Annotated in this window: 13 protein-coding genes; 7 read left to right on the top strand and 6 right to left on the bottom strand. The window is 67.6% G+C overall.

Annotated features, from left to right (window positions below):
- Positions 1-40 precede the first annotated feature (40 nt).
- The 5 genes from ACFQ4E_RS13605 to ACFQ4E_RS13585 all read left to right on the top strand — a co-directional run bounded on the left by ACFQ4E_RS13605 (position 41) and on the right by ACFQ4E_RS13585 (position 5,272).
- Positions 41-616 (top strand): hypothetical protein, encoded by a 576-nt coding sequence (locus tag ACFQ4E_RS13605; RefSeq protein WP_386804449.1) that lies wholly within the window; start codon positions 41-43, stop codon positions 614-616.
- Positions 617-645: 29 nt separating this feature from the next.
- Entirely contained in the window at positions 646-3,624 is a 2,979-nt protein-coding gene (locus ACFQ4E_RS13600; RefSeq protein WP_386804447.1) for a helicase-related protein, read from the top strand.
- 88 nt (positions 3,625-3,712) lie between these two features.
- Positions 3,713-4,084: an RNA-binding S4 domain-containing protein gene (locus ACFQ4E_RS13595; RefSeq protein ID WP_386804445.1), complete on the top strand. Its 372-nt coding sequence runs from the start codon at positions 3,713-3,715 to the stop codon at positions 4,082-4,084.
- A gap of 51 nt (positions 4,085-4,135) precedes the next feature.
- Entirely contained in the window at positions 4,136-4,474 is a 339-nt protein-coding gene (fdxA, locus tag ACFQ4E_RS13590) for a ferredoxin FdxA (RefSeq protein ID WP_386804443.1), read from the top strand.
- Positions 4,475-4,762: 288 nt separating this feature from the next.
- Positions 4,763-5,272 (top strand): CarD family transcriptional regulator, encoded by a 510-nt coding sequence (locus tag ACFQ4E_RS13585; protein ID WP_386804441.1) that lies wholly within the window; start codon positions 4,763-4,765, stop codon positions 5,270-5,272.
- Positions 5,273-5,344: 72 nt separating this feature from the next.
- Here ACFQ4E_RS13585 and ACFQ4E_RS13580 read toward each other — a convergent pair whose 3' ends face one another.
- Both ACFQ4E_RS13580 and ACFQ4E_RS13575 read right to left on the bottom strand, forming a co-directional pair.
- Positions 5,345-7,222, bottom strand: coding sequence for a monovalent cation:proton antiporter-2 (CPA2) family protein (locus ACFQ4E_RS13580; protein ID WP_386804439.1), 1,878 nt, complete (start codon positions 7,220-7,222; stop codon positions 5,345-5,347).
- A gap of 78 nt (positions 7,223-7,300) precedes the next feature.
- Complete coding sequence (locus ACFQ4E_RS13575; RefSeq protein WP_386804437.1) at positions 7,301-7,774, bottom strand: Lrp/AsnC family transcriptional regulator; 474 nt, start codon at positions 7,772-7,774, stop codon at positions 7,301-7,303.
- Positions 7,775-7,892: 118 nt separating this feature from the next.
- Between ACFQ4E_RS13575 and hppD the strand changes: the two genes are divergently transcribed.
- The gene (gene hppD / locus ACFQ4E_RS13570; RefSeq protein WP_386804435.1) at positions 7,893-8,990 is read left to right on the top strand and encodes a 4-hydroxyphenylpyruvate dioxygenase; all 1,098 of its coding nucleotides are present in this window, start codon (positions 7,893-7,895) and stop codon (positions 8,988-8,990) included.
- 114 nt (positions 8,991-9,104) lie between these two features.
- Here hppD and ACFQ4E_RS13565 read toward each other — a convergent pair whose 3' ends face one another.
- A complete protein-coding gene (locus ACFQ4E_RS13565; protein WP_386804433.1) occupies positions 9,105-11,768 on the bottom strand; it encodes a hypothetical protein in 2,664 nt (887 codons plus the stop codon).
- Between the two features lie 160 nt (positions 11,769-11,928).
- Here ACFQ4E_RS13565 and ACFQ4E_RS13560 point away from each other — a divergent pair, with 160 nt between their 5' ends.
- Positions 11,929-12,630 (top strand): SIMPL domain-containing protein, encoded by a 702-nt coding sequence (locus tag ACFQ4E_RS13560; protein ID WP_386804431.1) that lies wholly within the window; start codon positions 11,929-11,931, stop codon positions 12,628-12,630.
- A 13-nt stretch (positions 12,631-12,643) separates the two neighbouring features.
- Here ACFQ4E_RS13560 and ACFQ4E_RS13555 read toward each other — a convergent pair whose 3' ends face one another.
- From ACFQ4E_RS13555 to fumC, 3 genes are all read right to left on the bottom strand, one after another.
- Positions 12,644-12,886 carry a ribbon-helix-helix domain-containing protein gene (locus tag ACFQ4E_RS13555; RefSeq protein ID WP_386804429.1) on the bottom strand — a complete coding sequence of 81 codons (243 nt, stop codon included), beginning with the start codon at positions 12,884-12,886 and terminating at the stop codon, positions 12,644-12,646.
- Positions 12,883-13,056 (bottom strand): DUF4169 family protein, encoded by a 174-nt coding sequence (locus ACFQ4E_RS13550; protein ID WP_386804427.1) that lies wholly within the window; start codon positions 13,054-13,056, stop codon positions 12,883-12,885. The genes ACFQ4E_RS13555 and ACFQ4E_RS13550 overlap by 4 nt, the downstream gene beginning before the upstream one ends.
- Positions 13,057-13,224: 168 nt before the next feature.
- On the bottom strand, positions 13,225-14,619 hold the full coding sequence (fumC, locus tag ACFQ4E_RS13545) for a class II fumarate hydratase (RefSeq protein WP_386804425.1): 1,395 nt from the start codon (positions 14,617-14,619) through the stop codon (positions 13,225-13,227).
- Positions 14,620-14,732 lie beyond the last annotated feature (113 nt).

Here is a 14,732-nt window from a genome sequence, read left to right as displayed (position 1 = left end):
TCTGGCAATTCCCGGGACACGCGTTACAGTTGGGGCCAAGATGACTGCGCATGCGCCCAAGATCAAATCTGTCGTTGCGGCATTTCTGCTGAGCCTCCCGCTGTGCCCGGGCGGCCCCGCCCTGGCGCAGGCCGGGAGCGAAAAGAGCGACGGGCTTCTGGAACGCCTGGCCGAGGCCGAGGATGCCGTCACCGCAGGCCGCATCGAGCGCGAGATCCGGCTGGAATGGTCGAAATCCGGCTCGGCGGCGATGGATCTGCTGCTCAAGCGCGGGCGCGACGCGCTCGAGGTGAACGAGGTCGGGCGCGCCATCGACCACCTCACCGCTCTAACCGATCATGCGCCGGCTTTTGCCGAAGGCTGGCACGCGCTGGCGCTCGCCTATTACACCGACGAGCGGTTCGGCCCGGCGGTCTATGCCCTTGAGCGGACCCTCGCGCTCAATCCGAATCATTTCGGCGCCCTGCGCGGCCTCGGCGCGGTCTTCGACCAGCTCGAGAAGCCCGCGCTTGCCTTTGACGCCTATTCCCGCGCCGCCGCGCTTCGGCCGCATGACGAGGATATCGACGCCGCGCTCGAGCGGCTGAACCGCGCCGCGCGCGGCATGTCGCTCTGACCTGATCCGCCTTCGAAGGACTGGCCCCCATGCCCTACAAGGCCCGGATCGCGGCCATTCTCGGCCCGACCAATACCGGCAAGACCCATTACGCCATCGACCGGATGCTCGGGCACCGGACGGGCATGATCGGCCTGCCGCTTCGACTCCTGGCGCGCGAGGTCTACGACAAGATCGTCGCCGCGCGCGGGCCCTCGGTGGTGGCGCTCGTCACCGGCGAGGAGCGGATCGTGCCGCCGCGCGCCACCTACTGGGTCTGCACGGTCGAGGCGATGCCCGAGGGCATGGGCTGCGATTTCGTCGCCGTGGACGAGATCCAGCTCTGCGCCGATCCCGAGCGCGGCCATGTCTTCACCGACCGGCTTCTCAGGATGCGCGGCACCTCCGAGACGCTCTTCATGGGCTCGGACACCATGCGCGGCCCCATCGCGGCGCTCGTGCCGGGGGTGGAGTTCGTGCGCCGCGAGCGAATGAGCCAACTTGTCTATACCGGCTCCAAGAAGATCTCGCGGCTGAGGCCCCGGACCGCCATCGTCGGCTTCTCGGTCGACAATGTCTACGCCATCGCCGAGCTCCTGCGCCGCCAGAAGGGCGGGGCCGCGGTGGTGATGGGGGCGCTCTCGCCCAGGACCCGCAACGCCCAGGTCGATCTTTATCAGAACGGCGAAGTGGATTTCCTCGTCGCCACCGACGCGATCGGCATGGGGCTCAATCTCGACATCGACCATGTCGCCTTTTCCTCGCTGACCAAGTTCGACGGCCGCCGGATGCGGCCCCTGGCGCCGAACGAGCTGGCGCAGATCGCGGGTCGCGCGGGACGCGGCATGAGCCACGGCACCTTCGGCGTCACCGGCGAGGCGAGCCCGCTCTCCGACGAGGTCGCCGAGGCGATCTGCAGCCACAGCTTCACGCCGATCAAGAAGCTCAACTGGCGCAACGCGGCGCTGAGCTTCGGCACGCCCGAGACCCTGATCCGCTCGCTCGAGGCCCAGCCCACCGACGAGCGTCTCGTCAAGGCGCGCGAGGCCGACGATCTCATCGCGCTCAAGAGCCTCGCGTCGCGTCCCGAGGTCATGGCGCGCGCCTCCTCGCCGCAATCGGTTAAACTTCTCTGGGACGTCTGCCGCATTCCCGACTTCCGCGGCATCTCTCACGGGGAACATGCGGGGCTTCTGGAGGTTATCTTCGGACATCTGCACGAACGTGGCAGCGTTCCCGACGACTTCATGGCCCGCCAGATCCACCGGATCGACCGGACCGACGGCGATATCGACACCTTGTCCAAGCGGTTGGCCTATATCCGCACCTGGACCTACGTGGCGCAACGCAAGGGGTGGGTCGGGGATGAAGAGCATTGGCGCGGGAGCACCCGTTCGGTAGAAGACCGCCTGTCGGACGCGCTGCACGAGCGGCTGACACAAAGATTCGTGGACCGGCGGACCAGCGTGCTGCTCCGCCGGTTGAAACAAAAGGAGGCCCTTTTGGCCGAGGTGAACGACAAGGGTGAAGTGACGGTCGAGGGCGAATTCGTCGGCCGTCTCGAAGGGTTCCGGTTCCGCCAGGACAAGGATGCGACAGGGCAGGAGGCGAAGACGCTGAAAACCGCGTCGCTCCAGGCGCTGGCGCCGCATTTCCATTTGCGCGCGGACCGGTTCTACAACGCGCCCGACACGGAGATCGACTTCACCGAGCAGGGCGGGCTCATGTGGGGCTCGGACGCGGTCGGCAAGCTCGAAAAGGGCGACGATGCGCTGAAACCGCGCGTCGTGGCCTTTGTTGACGAGGCCGCAGGTCCGGACGTGATGCAGAAGGTCCAGCGCCGCTTGCAGCACTTCATTGACCGCAAGATCGCCGCGCTCTTCGAGCCGCTCCTGACGATCCAGCGCGACGAGGCGCTCTCGGGCGCGGCCAAGGGCTTCGGCTTCCGCATGATCGAGGCGATGGGCGTGCAGCCCCGCGGCCCCGTCGCCGACGAGGTGAAGGCGCTCGACCAGGATGCGCGCGGCGCTCTGCGCAAGCACGGCATCCGCTTCGGCCAGTTCACCATCTTCCTGCCGCTCCTTCTGAAGCCCGCACCGACGCGGCTGCGCCTGGTGCTCTGGTCGCTGGCGCAGGGGCTCGACACCTTCCCCGAGGCGCCGCCGCCGGGGCTCGTGACCGTGCCCGCAACGCCCGGCCTGCCGGTCGAGCATTACGCCGTCATGGGCTACCGCGCCGCGGGCGAGCGCGCGATCCGGATCGACATGCTGGAACGCCTCGCCGACATGCTGCGCGGCATGGACAGCCGCGGCGGGTTCGAGGCCTCGGCGGACATGTTGTCGATCACCGGTCTTACGCTCGAACAGTTCGCCGACCTGATGCAGGGCCTGGGCTACCGCGCCGAGAAAGCCGAGCGCGAGAAGGTCAAGGCGGTCGACCAGACCGTGCCGACCGACGAAGGCGTGGCGCATGAGGCCGAAGTGCCGCCCATCACCGAGGGTGCAGAGAACGCCGATACGCCGGTCTTCGATGCCGGTCAGCCCGACGCGATCGAGCCCGGCGCGATCACCGAAGCGCCCGAGGGCGTGAACGCGGAGGCCGAGACGGTCGAGGAGAAGATCGAGGAGATCCCCGACCAGGGCGAAGCGCCTATCGCCGAAGAGCCCGCCGATCCGGCTGAGCCCGATCCGATCGACGCGGTGTCGTCGGAGGACACCCCGGTTGGCACCGCGCCAGATGCGGATATCGCAGGCCCGGAGACCGAGGTGTTCTACACCTTCACCTGGGCCGGAACGCGCGGCGGACAGCAGCGCGGCCGCCGGGGTGGAGCCCCCGGGCGTGGCGCGCCTCAGGGCGGCAAGCCGGGCGCGGCACGTGGGCCGAAAGGCGCGAAGGGCGGCAAGCGTCCGCCCAAGGGCAAGGGCGCATCCGGGCCGAAGAGCTTCGAGAGCCGGCCGCAGAAGAAGGACCGGATCGATCCGGACAACCCCTTCGCCGCCGCGCTGATGGGGCTCAAGGACAAGTCGTGACCGCCGCCGCGTCGGCGATTTCCGAACCGGAAATCGCGCGTTTTCCGGTCCGGAAAACGTCCCGCGCCCAGCCCGGGCGCAGGGCGCCGTGACCGACCGTCTGCGCATCGACAAATGGCTCTGGCAGGCGCGCTTCTTCAAGACCCGCGGCCTCGCCGCCAAGGCCGCCACCTCGGGGCGCTGCCGTCTCAACGGAAGTCACGTGACCAAGGCCTCCACCGTGTTGCGCGCAGGCGATGTCCTGACCTTCCCGCAGGCGCGCGCCGTCCGCGTGATCCGCATCGAGGCGCTCGGCACCCGCCGCGGCCCGGCTCCGGAGGCGCAGGCGCTCTACACCGATCTGGCGCCACCCGAGCCGCAGCCGCGCGACCCGGCCACGCCCATTCCCGAGGCAGGCGGGCGTCCCACCAAGCGCGCGCGCCGGCGGCTCGATCAAACCCGGGATCAGGCGCTTGAATGATCCCCGGGCATGGTCTAGCTGAGACCGAAACCGAGACGGACTGCATCGCCCATGACCTATATCGTCAACGACAACTGCATCGCCTGCAAATACACCGACTGCGTCGAAGTCTGCCCGGTGGACTGCTTCTACGAAGGCGAGAACATGCTGGTGATCCATCCCGACGAGTGCATCGATTGCGGTGTCTGCGAGCCGGAATGCCCCGCCGACGCGATCCGGCCCGATACCGAGCCCGAGGCCGAGAAATGGGTCGAGTTCAACCGCAAGTATTCCGAGCTCTGGCCGGTGATCATCACCAAGAAAGACCCGCTGCCCGAGGCCGAAGAGCGCGACGGCGAAGAGGGCAAGCTCGAGAAGTACTTCTCGGAAGCGCCCGGCGAGGGCGGCTGAGCCGATTCGCGAGACCGGCACGCACACCGGTCCCGTCACGTGAAGATCGCGTGACAGGCGCTTGTTTCGGCGCTCTTTTCGGCGTTTCCGCGCTGCGCTAGGAAGTGCCTGTCATTTATGGTATATTACATCCACAAATGATGACGTTGCGCACACAGGATGAGCCGCGACCAAACCCGGTCGCTCTGATATAGACCCCGAAACGAGTCCGAGGTGACCGGAAATCCTGTGTTTCCGATCGCCTTTTCTGTCGCCTGTGCCCGTTCGTCAAGCCGCTGAGGAAGCTGTATGACCAAGACCAAAAAGAACGAGTTTCGCCCCAACGATTATGTGGTCTATCCCGCCCACGGCGTCGGACAGATCATGTCGATCGAGGAGCAGGAGATCGCGGGCATCGCGCTAGAACTGTTCGTCATCTCGTTCGAAAAGGACAAGATGACGCTGCGCGTGCCGACCCACAAGGCCAGCGAAGTTGGCATGCGGTCGCTCTCCTCGCCGGACGTCGTGAGCCAAGCCATGAAGACCCTGAAGGGCAAGGCCAAGGTGAAGCGCGCCATGTGGTCGCGCCGGGCGCAGGAATACGAACAGAAGATCAATTCCGGCGATCTTATCGCGATCGCCGAAGTGGTGCGCGACCTGCACCGCGCCGACGACCAGCGCGAGCAGAGCTATTCCGAGCGTCAGCTTTACGAAGCCGCGCTCGAGCGTCTGACCCGCGAAGTGGCTGCCGTCTCCGGTGGCGACGAGGTCTCGGCCGCGAAGCAGGTGGACGACGTCCTGGTGAGCCGCGCCGCCTGATCGGGCAGCGCATCGCGTGAAATTTTGACCGCATCCCTCCGGGGTGCGGTCTTTTCTTTGGCGCAAGACCCGTCAGCCGGTGCCGTTCTTCTGCTCGAGCGAGGCCAGGAGCGCGGCCTCGAGATCCTTCTCGAGTTCCTTCGAGCGCTTCACGTAAGCCTCGTTCTGGACCGCCGGAAGCTCGGGATCCCACAGCCGCGCCAGTTCCCGCACGGTTTCGCGGTCATGGTGGAAGAAGGTCTTCTGCGCCTCCGCCGCTTCGTATTCGCTGAGGCCGATGTTTTCGAGCACGTAGCGGCCCGCGCGCAGCGAGCTGTCGAAGAGCTCGCGCACGATGTCGTTCGCACCGGCCTGGTAGAGCTCGTAGACATGGCTCCGGTCCCGCGCCCGCGCGACGATGTGCAGGTCGTCCCCGCGCGTCCGCCGCGCATAGGCGACGATCGTGCTCGTGGCTTTCGGATCGTCCATCGCGACGACCAGCACCTTGGCATGTTCCAGACCCGCCGCGTGCAGAAGCTCGGGCCGCGTCGGGTCTCCGAAGAAGCCCTTGAAGCCGAACTGGCGCATGGTCTGGATGGTCTTCATGTCATGATCGAGAACCACGGTCTTGAAGCCGGTGTTCTGCACCATCCGGTTGACGATCTGCCCGAAGCGTCCGACGCCCGCGATGATGACCGGCGCGGTCTCGTCGATCTCGTCCTCGGCCGGAACCTCGTCGATCTCCTCCATCCGCTTCGACAGCCACTCGTAGCCGATGAAGAAGAGCGGGGTCAGCAGCATCGAGAGCGCGATCACGAGGAGCAGGAGCTGCCCCAGCCGCCCGGTGAGAACCCCTTGGCTGAGCGAGAAGGAGATCAGCACGAAGCCGAACTCCCCGGCCTGCGCGAGACCCAGCGTGAAGAGCCACCGGTCACGCCCTCGGATCGAGAAAATCCGCCCCAGCGTGTAGAGGATCGCGCCCTTCAGGAACATCACGCCGAGCGCCAGCCCGAGCACCACGAAAGGCTGCGCGAAGAAGAGCGTGAAATTGATCCCCGCGCCGACGGTGATGAAGAAAAGCCCGAGCAGCAGCCCCTTGAACGGCTCGATGTCGGATTCAAGCTCGTGCCTGAACTCCGAGTTCGCCAGAACGACGCCTGCTAGGAAGGTGCCGAGCGCCGGCGACAGCCCGACGAGGATCATCAGGAAGGCGATGCCGAGCACGATCAGAAGGGCGAGCGCGGTGTACATCTCGCGCAGCCGCGTGGCGTGGATGAAGCGGAAGACCGGCCCGACAAGGTAGACCCCCGCGAGGATGATCGCGGCGATGGCGCCGAGCGTGACGAGCGCCACGGCCCAGCCGGGCAGGCCCTCGACCAGGCTCATGACATGATGTGCGTCGCCATGCGCGGCCGCGTCGCCGCGCTGGATCGCGCCGTCGGGGCTGATCCGTGCCGGATCGCGCGAGGACAGGAGCGGCAGGAGGACCAGCATCGGGATGACCGCGATGTCCTGCGTCAGGAGGACCGAGAAGGTCGAGCGTCCTCCCGCGGTCTGGATCAGCCCCTTCTCCGACAGGGTCTGCAGCACGATCGCGGTCGAGGAGAGCGCGAAGATCATGCCGATGGCCAAGGCTGGGGCCCAGGGTTGCCCGAGCGCCATCGCCGCGGCCATGACCGCCAGCATGGTAATCGTCACCTGCAGCCCGCCGAGGCCCAGAAGCTTCTGCCGCATGTCCCAGAGGGTGCGAGGCTCCAGCTCGAGGCCGATGATGAAGAGCATCATCACCACGCCGAACTCGGCGAAATGCTGAAGGTCGTCGGTCGATTCGGTCAGCCCGAGGACCGGCCCGATCACGATACCCGCGAGAAGGTATCCCAGCACCGATCCCAGCCCGAGGCGCGAGGCGATGGGCACCGCGATCACGGCGGCGGCGAGAAAGATCGAGGCTTGGTAGAGAAACGCGTCCATCAACCGGGCTCCTTGGGGTCGCCGCCATGATGGCGGCAGGGGCGGCGTCTGCAACCCCGCAGATTGTCCCGGTGGGCCTCAGACCGGCAGGCCGGTGTCGCGCTTGGGCTGGTCCATGACGATCTGGCTCTGCACCCGGGCCACCGCCGGATGCGGCAGGAGCACCTCGTGGATCAGCCGGTTGAGCGCTCCGAGGTCCTCGCAATAGACCCGCAGCAGGTAATCGGCCTCGCCGGTCAGCGTCCAGGCCGAGACGATCTCGCGCCGCGTCTCGATCAGCCGCGTGACGCTCTTGCCCTGTTCCGGGCCGTGGGTCGAAAGCTGCACCTGCACGAAGGCCTGGACCGCGAGATCCAGCGCCTCCGGATCGAGCCGCGCGCCGTAGCCCAGCACATAGCCCTGAGCCTCGAGCCGTTGCCGACGGCGTCCGGCCTGGCTGGGCGAGAGGTTCAGCTGGGACCCGAGCGCGTCGTTGGTGATCTGCGAGTCGCGCTGCAGCGCCGCAAGCAGCCGTCGGTCGGTTTCGTCCAGAGGGGTGCGGGTTTCGTGCATGATTGGCAGGATATGCGCGCCGGGCACGCGGGTAAAGTTCCAAACGCGTTTCAGATCGCGCGGATCGTGCGGCTCTCATGCAGTAGACTCGGTCTCAAATAGAACAGGAGGATACGCCATGGGTCCGTTCCCGCATGACGCCCCGCAAGCCGAGATCACCAAGGAGAACCCCGCCGGAACCGACGGGTTCGAGTTCGTCGAGTTCGCCCATCCCGAGCCGCAGGTGCTCCGCGACCTCTTCGCCCGCATGGGCTACGTGCATGTCGCGACCCACAAGACCCGCGCCGTCGAGCTCTGGCAGCAGGGCGACATCACCTATGTCCTGAACGCCGAACCCGGCAGCTTCGCCGCGCGCTTCGTGGAAGAGCACGGCCCCTGCGCGCCCTCCATGGCCTGGCGCGTGCGCGATGCACAGCACGCCTTCGAGCACGCCGTCGCCAAGGGAGCCGAACCCTACGAGGGCAGCGACAAGACCGTCGATTGGCCCGCGATCAAGGGGATCGGCGGGTCGCTGATCTACTTCACCGATCAGTATTACGACACCTCGCCCTACAATGCCGAGTTCACCTGGATCGAGCAGTCGAAGCCCCGCGGCGTCGGGTTCTATTACCTCGACCACCTGACCCACAACGTCTTCAAGGGAAACATGGACACCTGGTTCCGCTTCTACGGCGAGCTGTTCAATTTCCGCGAAATCCGCTTCTTCGACATCGTTGGAAAGTATTCGGGCCTCTTTTCGCGGGCCCTGACCTCGCCCTGCGGCCGCATCCGCATCCCGATAAACGAGGATCGCGGCGAGAAGGGCCAGATCGTCGCCTATCTCGAGAAATACAAGGGCGAGGGTATCCAGCATATCGCCGTCGGTGCGCGCGACATCTACGATGCGACCGATGCGATTGCCGAGAACGGCGTCAAGTTCATGCCGGGACCGCCCGACACCTATTACGACCAGAGCTTCGAGCGGGTGCAGGGGCATGACGAGCCCGTCGAGCGGATGAAAACGCACGGCATCCTGATCGACGGCGAAGGCGTGGTCGATGGAGGAGAGACCAAGATCCTCCTGCAGATCTTCTCGAAAACCGTGATCGGACCGATCTTCTTCGAGTTCATCCAGCGCAAGGGCGATGACGGTTTCGGCGAAGGCAACTTCAAGGCGCTCTTCGAATCCATCGAGGCCGAGCAGATCGCCAATGGCGAATTGACCGCCGCCGAGTGACGGGGCGTCGCGGCGCAAAAATCTTAACTAAGATTTTTGAGCCCAGCCGTTGCGCGATATGAGGACCGGCTGACGGGTCTGGCGTGCAAAACTTTAATTAAAGTTTTGCCGCCCTCAGCCGCGGGGCATCGACAGGACGACCGACCGGCCGCCCTTTACATAGCGCAACTCGCTCTCGCCGATGGCGGCCACCCGGCCGCCGTCGATCCGGTCGCCGATGGCGACCTTGACGAAGCGGCCATTGGCCAGCCGGACTAGAGCACGGCGGCTCGAGGGCTGGCCGTAGACCCCGATCAGGTTCACCTTGCGCAGGTTCAGGACGTTGGAGGTCGTCGCCTGACGGCTCACCGACGCGCTCGAGGGCACGCTCGGCACGACGCGCGGCGCGGCTGTGGCGGTGGCCACGCGCACCGGCGGCGGTGCGGCCCGTGCTGCCTCGACGATCCGCGCAAAGCCGCTCGGCCGCGTCGAGGGCGACAGCGACACCGACACCGCCTGGGCCGTGGCCGTCGCGTTGCGCTCGGCCAGGGCCTTGACCGTCTCGGGTCGGATCAGAGGCCGGAAGAGTGCCAGTTCCTGCAGCGTATTGCCGCTCAACCGGGCGCGCTCGGTCTGCTCGATCAGGTCACCGGGCCGACCGGCGGGCCGAAACGCCTCCAGAAGCGCGTCGGGGATCACGAGGCCGGTCTCTTCCTGGGTGCCCTCCGGCGCGACACCGGCCTCGGGCCCCGGCTCGGGCTCCCGGAGGGGCGGCACGGCGGGCGGCGGTCCGAGGAAGACCCGCACGCGGTCCGGGTTGATCGCCCCCTCGGGCGTGGCGCGGACCATGCCGCGCTCATCCAGATCGTAGACGGTGCCCGCGGGCGCCGGGATCGGCGGGCTCTCGAAGATACGGTCGCCGGGCAGAGCCGGTTCCTGCGGCAGCGCGAGCGCGTCGAACTGCCCGACCTCGGGGTCGATCGAATTGACATAGACCTCTTCGACAAGGCTCGCCTCGGGCTCCAGGGGCGCGGTCGGCGCGCGCTGCCAGATGCCGGTGGCGGCATAGACGGTCGCGGCCTCCGCGCTGCTCAGACGGCGCGCGGCCAGTTCCGCCGGATCGAGGGTCGCGTCTTCGGCGACCGGCTCGGCGGGGCCGTCATTTGGTTCTGCGACAACTTCGGTGTTCTCCGAAGCGGGAGCCGCGTCTTCCGGCGCGACGATTGCGACGGTGTCCAGCTCGGGCGCGATGTCGTCCTCGGGCGCAGCGGCGACCGCGGTCTCGGGTGCGCCGCGGAAGAGCCGCACCAGCCCGTCATCCATGAAGACGGTCGCCCAGGCCGCGACGCCCGCCAGGAAGGCCAGAAGCGCCAAGGTCAGCATCAGGCCCAGATATTTCGGCTTGCCGCCCACGACCCGCGCATCCTCGCGCGCGCCGAACACCGTCATCCGGCGCTTTTCCTCGTCGGGCGGGATCGTCAGCTCGAGCTTGCCACCTTCGACACTCTCGTCCGCAACGCCGGGCCTCAGCGCGCGGATGCGGTCGAGACGCTCCTGCGCGCCCGGCTTGACCTTGGGGCCCAGCACCGGCGCGGGCCGTGCCGCCGCTGGCTTTTTCGCGGCGGGCGGTGCTGCGGGTTCGGGATCGAGCGGCGGAGGCGCCGTGAAACTCTGGATGCGGTCGGCCGGGTCGATCTCGGTCTCCGCATCCGAGAGCGCCGAGAGGGTCAGGCGGCGCTTCGGCGGCTCGGCGGGCTGGTCGCGTCTCGGCGCCGAGGGCGCCGCGCGGCGCGAGGACGAGAACGGCACCGATCGCGAGGCAGCGGGCGCGAGAGGCGCTTCGGCCGCGGGTTCGGCAAAGCCCGGAACGCTCGCCGCCCGCTTGATGGTGCGCGGCAACGGGGAGTCTTGCGCGAAGGAGTGCGCCTCGCCCTGAGACTCGCGCCGCCGGAACGTGGGCGCTGCGTCGTCCTCGGGGGCCTCGCGCTTGGGTGTCGGAGCAGGGGCCGCGCTCCCGTTGGTATAATTTCCCGGCTTGGTCGTGGTCTCTTCGGAGGCAGCGGGCGCGGTGTCATCGGGCACGCTCGGCGGCTCTGGAGCCGGATCGGTCTCCACGCTCGGGGCCGCGTCGCCGGTCGTTGCCGCCGCGTCGGCGCGCGCCTCGATCTCGGGTTCAGACGCCGTCTGCGAGGCCTCCGACTGCGCGCCATCATCCGTGTTCTCGATGACAGGCGTCGGAGTCGGAGCGTCCTCGACCTCGGACGGCTCCGGCACCGTCTCCGGCGCAACCAGGCGAATCCGCCGCTCGCGTTCCGGCGCGGGGCCGGTCGCGCCCGCGGGCGCTCCGAAGAACGGCGCGCCCTTGAACTCGGGCCCGGTTGGGCTCGCGAAGAAGGAAACCGGCACGAAACCGCGGTCCCGTGCGAAGGCCTCCGCCTCGTCGAGCGTCTCCTGCGCGACGGCGGCCACCTTCAGCACCGCGCCATCGCGGCGGCAATCGACGCGCAATTCGTCGACACTGTAGGGCGTCGCGCCATCGAGCGCCGCGCGCGCGGCCTCGGCATGGACCGCGTCGCCGCGCCGCTCGGGCGCGGGCGTGTCGAGATACTTGATCTGCGAGGCGGGCAGGGCGATCGCGACCTCGGGCGCGGGGCCCGCCAGCTCGCGGAGCGCCGTGATCTCGCCGTCGAAATCCTCGGCCTCCAGCGACACGTCGCCGAGCACCGCCCAAGCCTCGTCCATCCGCTTCAAAAGCGTGATTCCGGAGAATGTGAGCGACAGCGCGTAGGTGGGTTTCATGACTATGCCTATTAGCATCTTCGCCGGTGGGTGGGGAAGCGTCTCCGGCGCTTTCGCGTCCTCCCACCGCGAGGTTTCGCCGACTGCGCGGGAGCGCCCCTTGTTCCTCCTCCCCGGGCACGCCAAGTTCAATCGCAGATTGCCTTTGAAAGGGACCGACATGCCGCTTCGTCACGCTTTTCCGGTTGCGCTTCTGGCGCTGACCCCTGTCGCCGCCGCCGCGCAGGAGACCGACGCCACCCTGTCACTGACCGGAACCGGCACGGTCAGCGCACCGCCGGATGTCGCGCAGATCACCATGGGCGTGACCACGCAGGACGAGACCGCGTCGGGCGCGATGAACGCCGCCTCCGAGGCTGCGGCCGCGATTCTGACCCGGCTCGAGGCCTTCGGCGTGTCGCCCCAGGACATGCAGACCTCGGGGCTCGACCTCGGTCCGATCTGGGTCGACCGCACGACCATGCCGGCCGGCGGCAGCGGCGAGATCGCCGGATACCGCGCGTCGAATCGCGTCACCGCGCGGATCCGCGATCTCGACAACCTGAGCGAGGTCCTGGGCGGCGTGCTCGACGGGGGCGCGAACACGCTCCAGGGCCTGAGCTTCGATGTCGCGAACCCCGACCCGCTTCTGGACGAGGCGCGCCGCATGGCCGTCGCCGACGCGACCGCGCGGGCCGAGACCATCGCCAAGGCCGCGGGCGTCAGCCTCGGCCGCATCCGCTCGATCTCGGAGAATGGCGGCGGCGGGCGCCCCGTGGCGATGGCGGAGATGCGGATGATGGCCGACGCGGTGCCGGTCGCGGCGGGCGAAACCGGCTATTCGGTCAGCGTCTCGATCACCTGGGAGATCGAACAGGAGTAACCGGCGCGGGCCGTCAGTTGCCGTCCACAGGCCGGAGCGCGCCGTCCCGGACGCGCTCCAGCACCCAGACGCGGATCGCCGAGGCGAGACCGGTCTCGGGATCGCGCGCGGCGTCGATCTCGGCGGCGAGGCGGTTGATCGGCTTGTCCTCGGCGCGGGCAAGCGCGCGGAACGCCTCCCAGAACGGCGCTTCGAGCGTGACCGAGGTGCGATGGCCCGAAAGCGTCAGGGAATGCTTGATGGGCCGGGTGCTCATTCGCGTTTCTTCCCGTCGAGCTCGCGCGCGCTTTTCTCGGCGCGCGCCTGATCGAGCCGCCGCTCCGCGAGGCTGCGTCCGAACTTGACCGCATTGGCATCGGCAGCCTTGCGCTTCTCGGCGCGGGCCTTCTCCTTGCGGTGCTTGTTGAGGTTGATCGGGGTCGCCATCGCAAAATTGTAGCGCGCCGCGACCGGGCTGTGAACTGGGTCTGCGCAGGGCATTCTCAGCGGAGCGCCCGACCGTCCGATCCCGTCCGCGCAGCGCGGGGCGTCGTCGGATCGGGGACACGCGCCCCCGATCCTGTGTCGTTCAGCGGCTCCGTCGGAGCGGAGGCCTCAGCCCTTGGGGCCGATCATGTCCTCGGGACGCACCACGCGATCAAAGGTCTCTTCGTCGACGAAACCCAGCGCGATCGCCTCTTCCTTCAGCGTCGTGCCGTTCTTGTGCGCGGTCTTGGCGACCTTGGTGGCGTTGTCATAGCCGATGGTCGGGGCGAGCGCGGTCACCAGCATCAGCGAGTTCTTCATCAGCTGGTCAATCCGGGTCTCGTTCGCCTCGATGCCCGCCACCATGTTGTCGGTGAAGGCGCTGGCCGAGTCGCCCAGAAGCTGCATGGATTGCAGCACGTTGTAGCTCATCATCGGGTTGTAGACGTTGAGCTCGAAATGCCCCTGCGAGCCCGCGAAGCCGACGGCGGCGTCGTTGCCCATCACATGCGCGCAGACCATGGTCAGCGCCTCGGCCTGAGTGGGGTTCACCTTGCCGGGCATGATCGACGAGCCGGGCTCGTTTTCCGGCAGGATCAGCTCGCCAAGGCCCGAGCGCGGACCCGAGCCCAGAAGCCGGATGTCGTTGGCGATCTTGAAGAGGCTCGCCGCTGTGGTCTTGAGCGCGCCCGAGAACATCACCATCGCATCATGCGCGGCCAGCGCCTCGAACTTGTTGGGGGCGGTGGCGAAGGGCAGGCCCGTGATCTCGGCGATGCGCGAGGCGACGCCCTCGGCCCAGCCGGGCTTGGTGTTGAGACCGGTGCCGACGGCGGTGCCGCCCTGCGCCAGTTCGTAGATGTCGGGCAGGCAGGCCTCGATCCGCTCGATGGCCTTGTCGACCTGGTGGGCATAGCCGCCGAATTCCTGGCCGAGGGTCAGGGGGGTGGCGTCCTGAGTGTGGGTCCGGCCGATCTTGATGATGTCGGCGAAGGCCTCGGACTTGGCGACGAGCGCGGCATGCAGTTTCTTCAGGCCCGGCAGCAGCACGTCGCGCGCCTGCATCCCGATGGCGACATGCATCGCGGTCGGGAAGGTGTCGTTCGAGGACTGGCCCATATTGCAGTGATCGTTCGGATGGACCGGCTTTTTCGATCCCATCTCGCCGCCCAGCATCTCGATCGCGCGGTTCGAGATGACCTCGTTGGCGTTCATGTTCGACTGCGTGCCCGACCCGGTCTGCCAGACCACGAGCGGGAAGTTGTCGTCGAACTTGCCGTCGATCACCTCCTGCGCGGCCTTGGCGATGGCCTCGCCGATCTCGGCTTTCATGTCGCCCTGCGCGACGTTCTGCTCGGCGCAGGCGCGCTTGATCGCACCGAGCGCGCGAATGATCGGGACCGGCTGACGCTCCCAACCAATGGGGAAGTTCTGGATCGAGCGCTGGGTCTGCGCGCCCCAGTACTTGTCGGCGGGAACTTCGAGTGGGCCGAAGCTGTCGGTTTCGGTGCGGGTGGCGGTCATTCGGCGCGCTCCTCGTCTGGGGTCTCGCTTGTGTATACTGTCGCATGCCGTTTAGACCGCGGGGCGCGATCCGGCAAGTCGGCGCGAGCTATAGACCAGTGGAGAGGGCGGCA

Origin of the sequence: Litorisediminicola beolgyonensis, assembly GCF_042679605.1 — a bacterium.
Classification (GTDB): Bacteria; Pseudomonadota; Alphaproteobacteria; order Rhodobacterales; family Rhodobacteraceae; genus Litorisediminicola; species Litorisediminicola beolgyonensis.
This window is presented reverse-complemented; position numbering and strand designations above follow the sequence as displayed.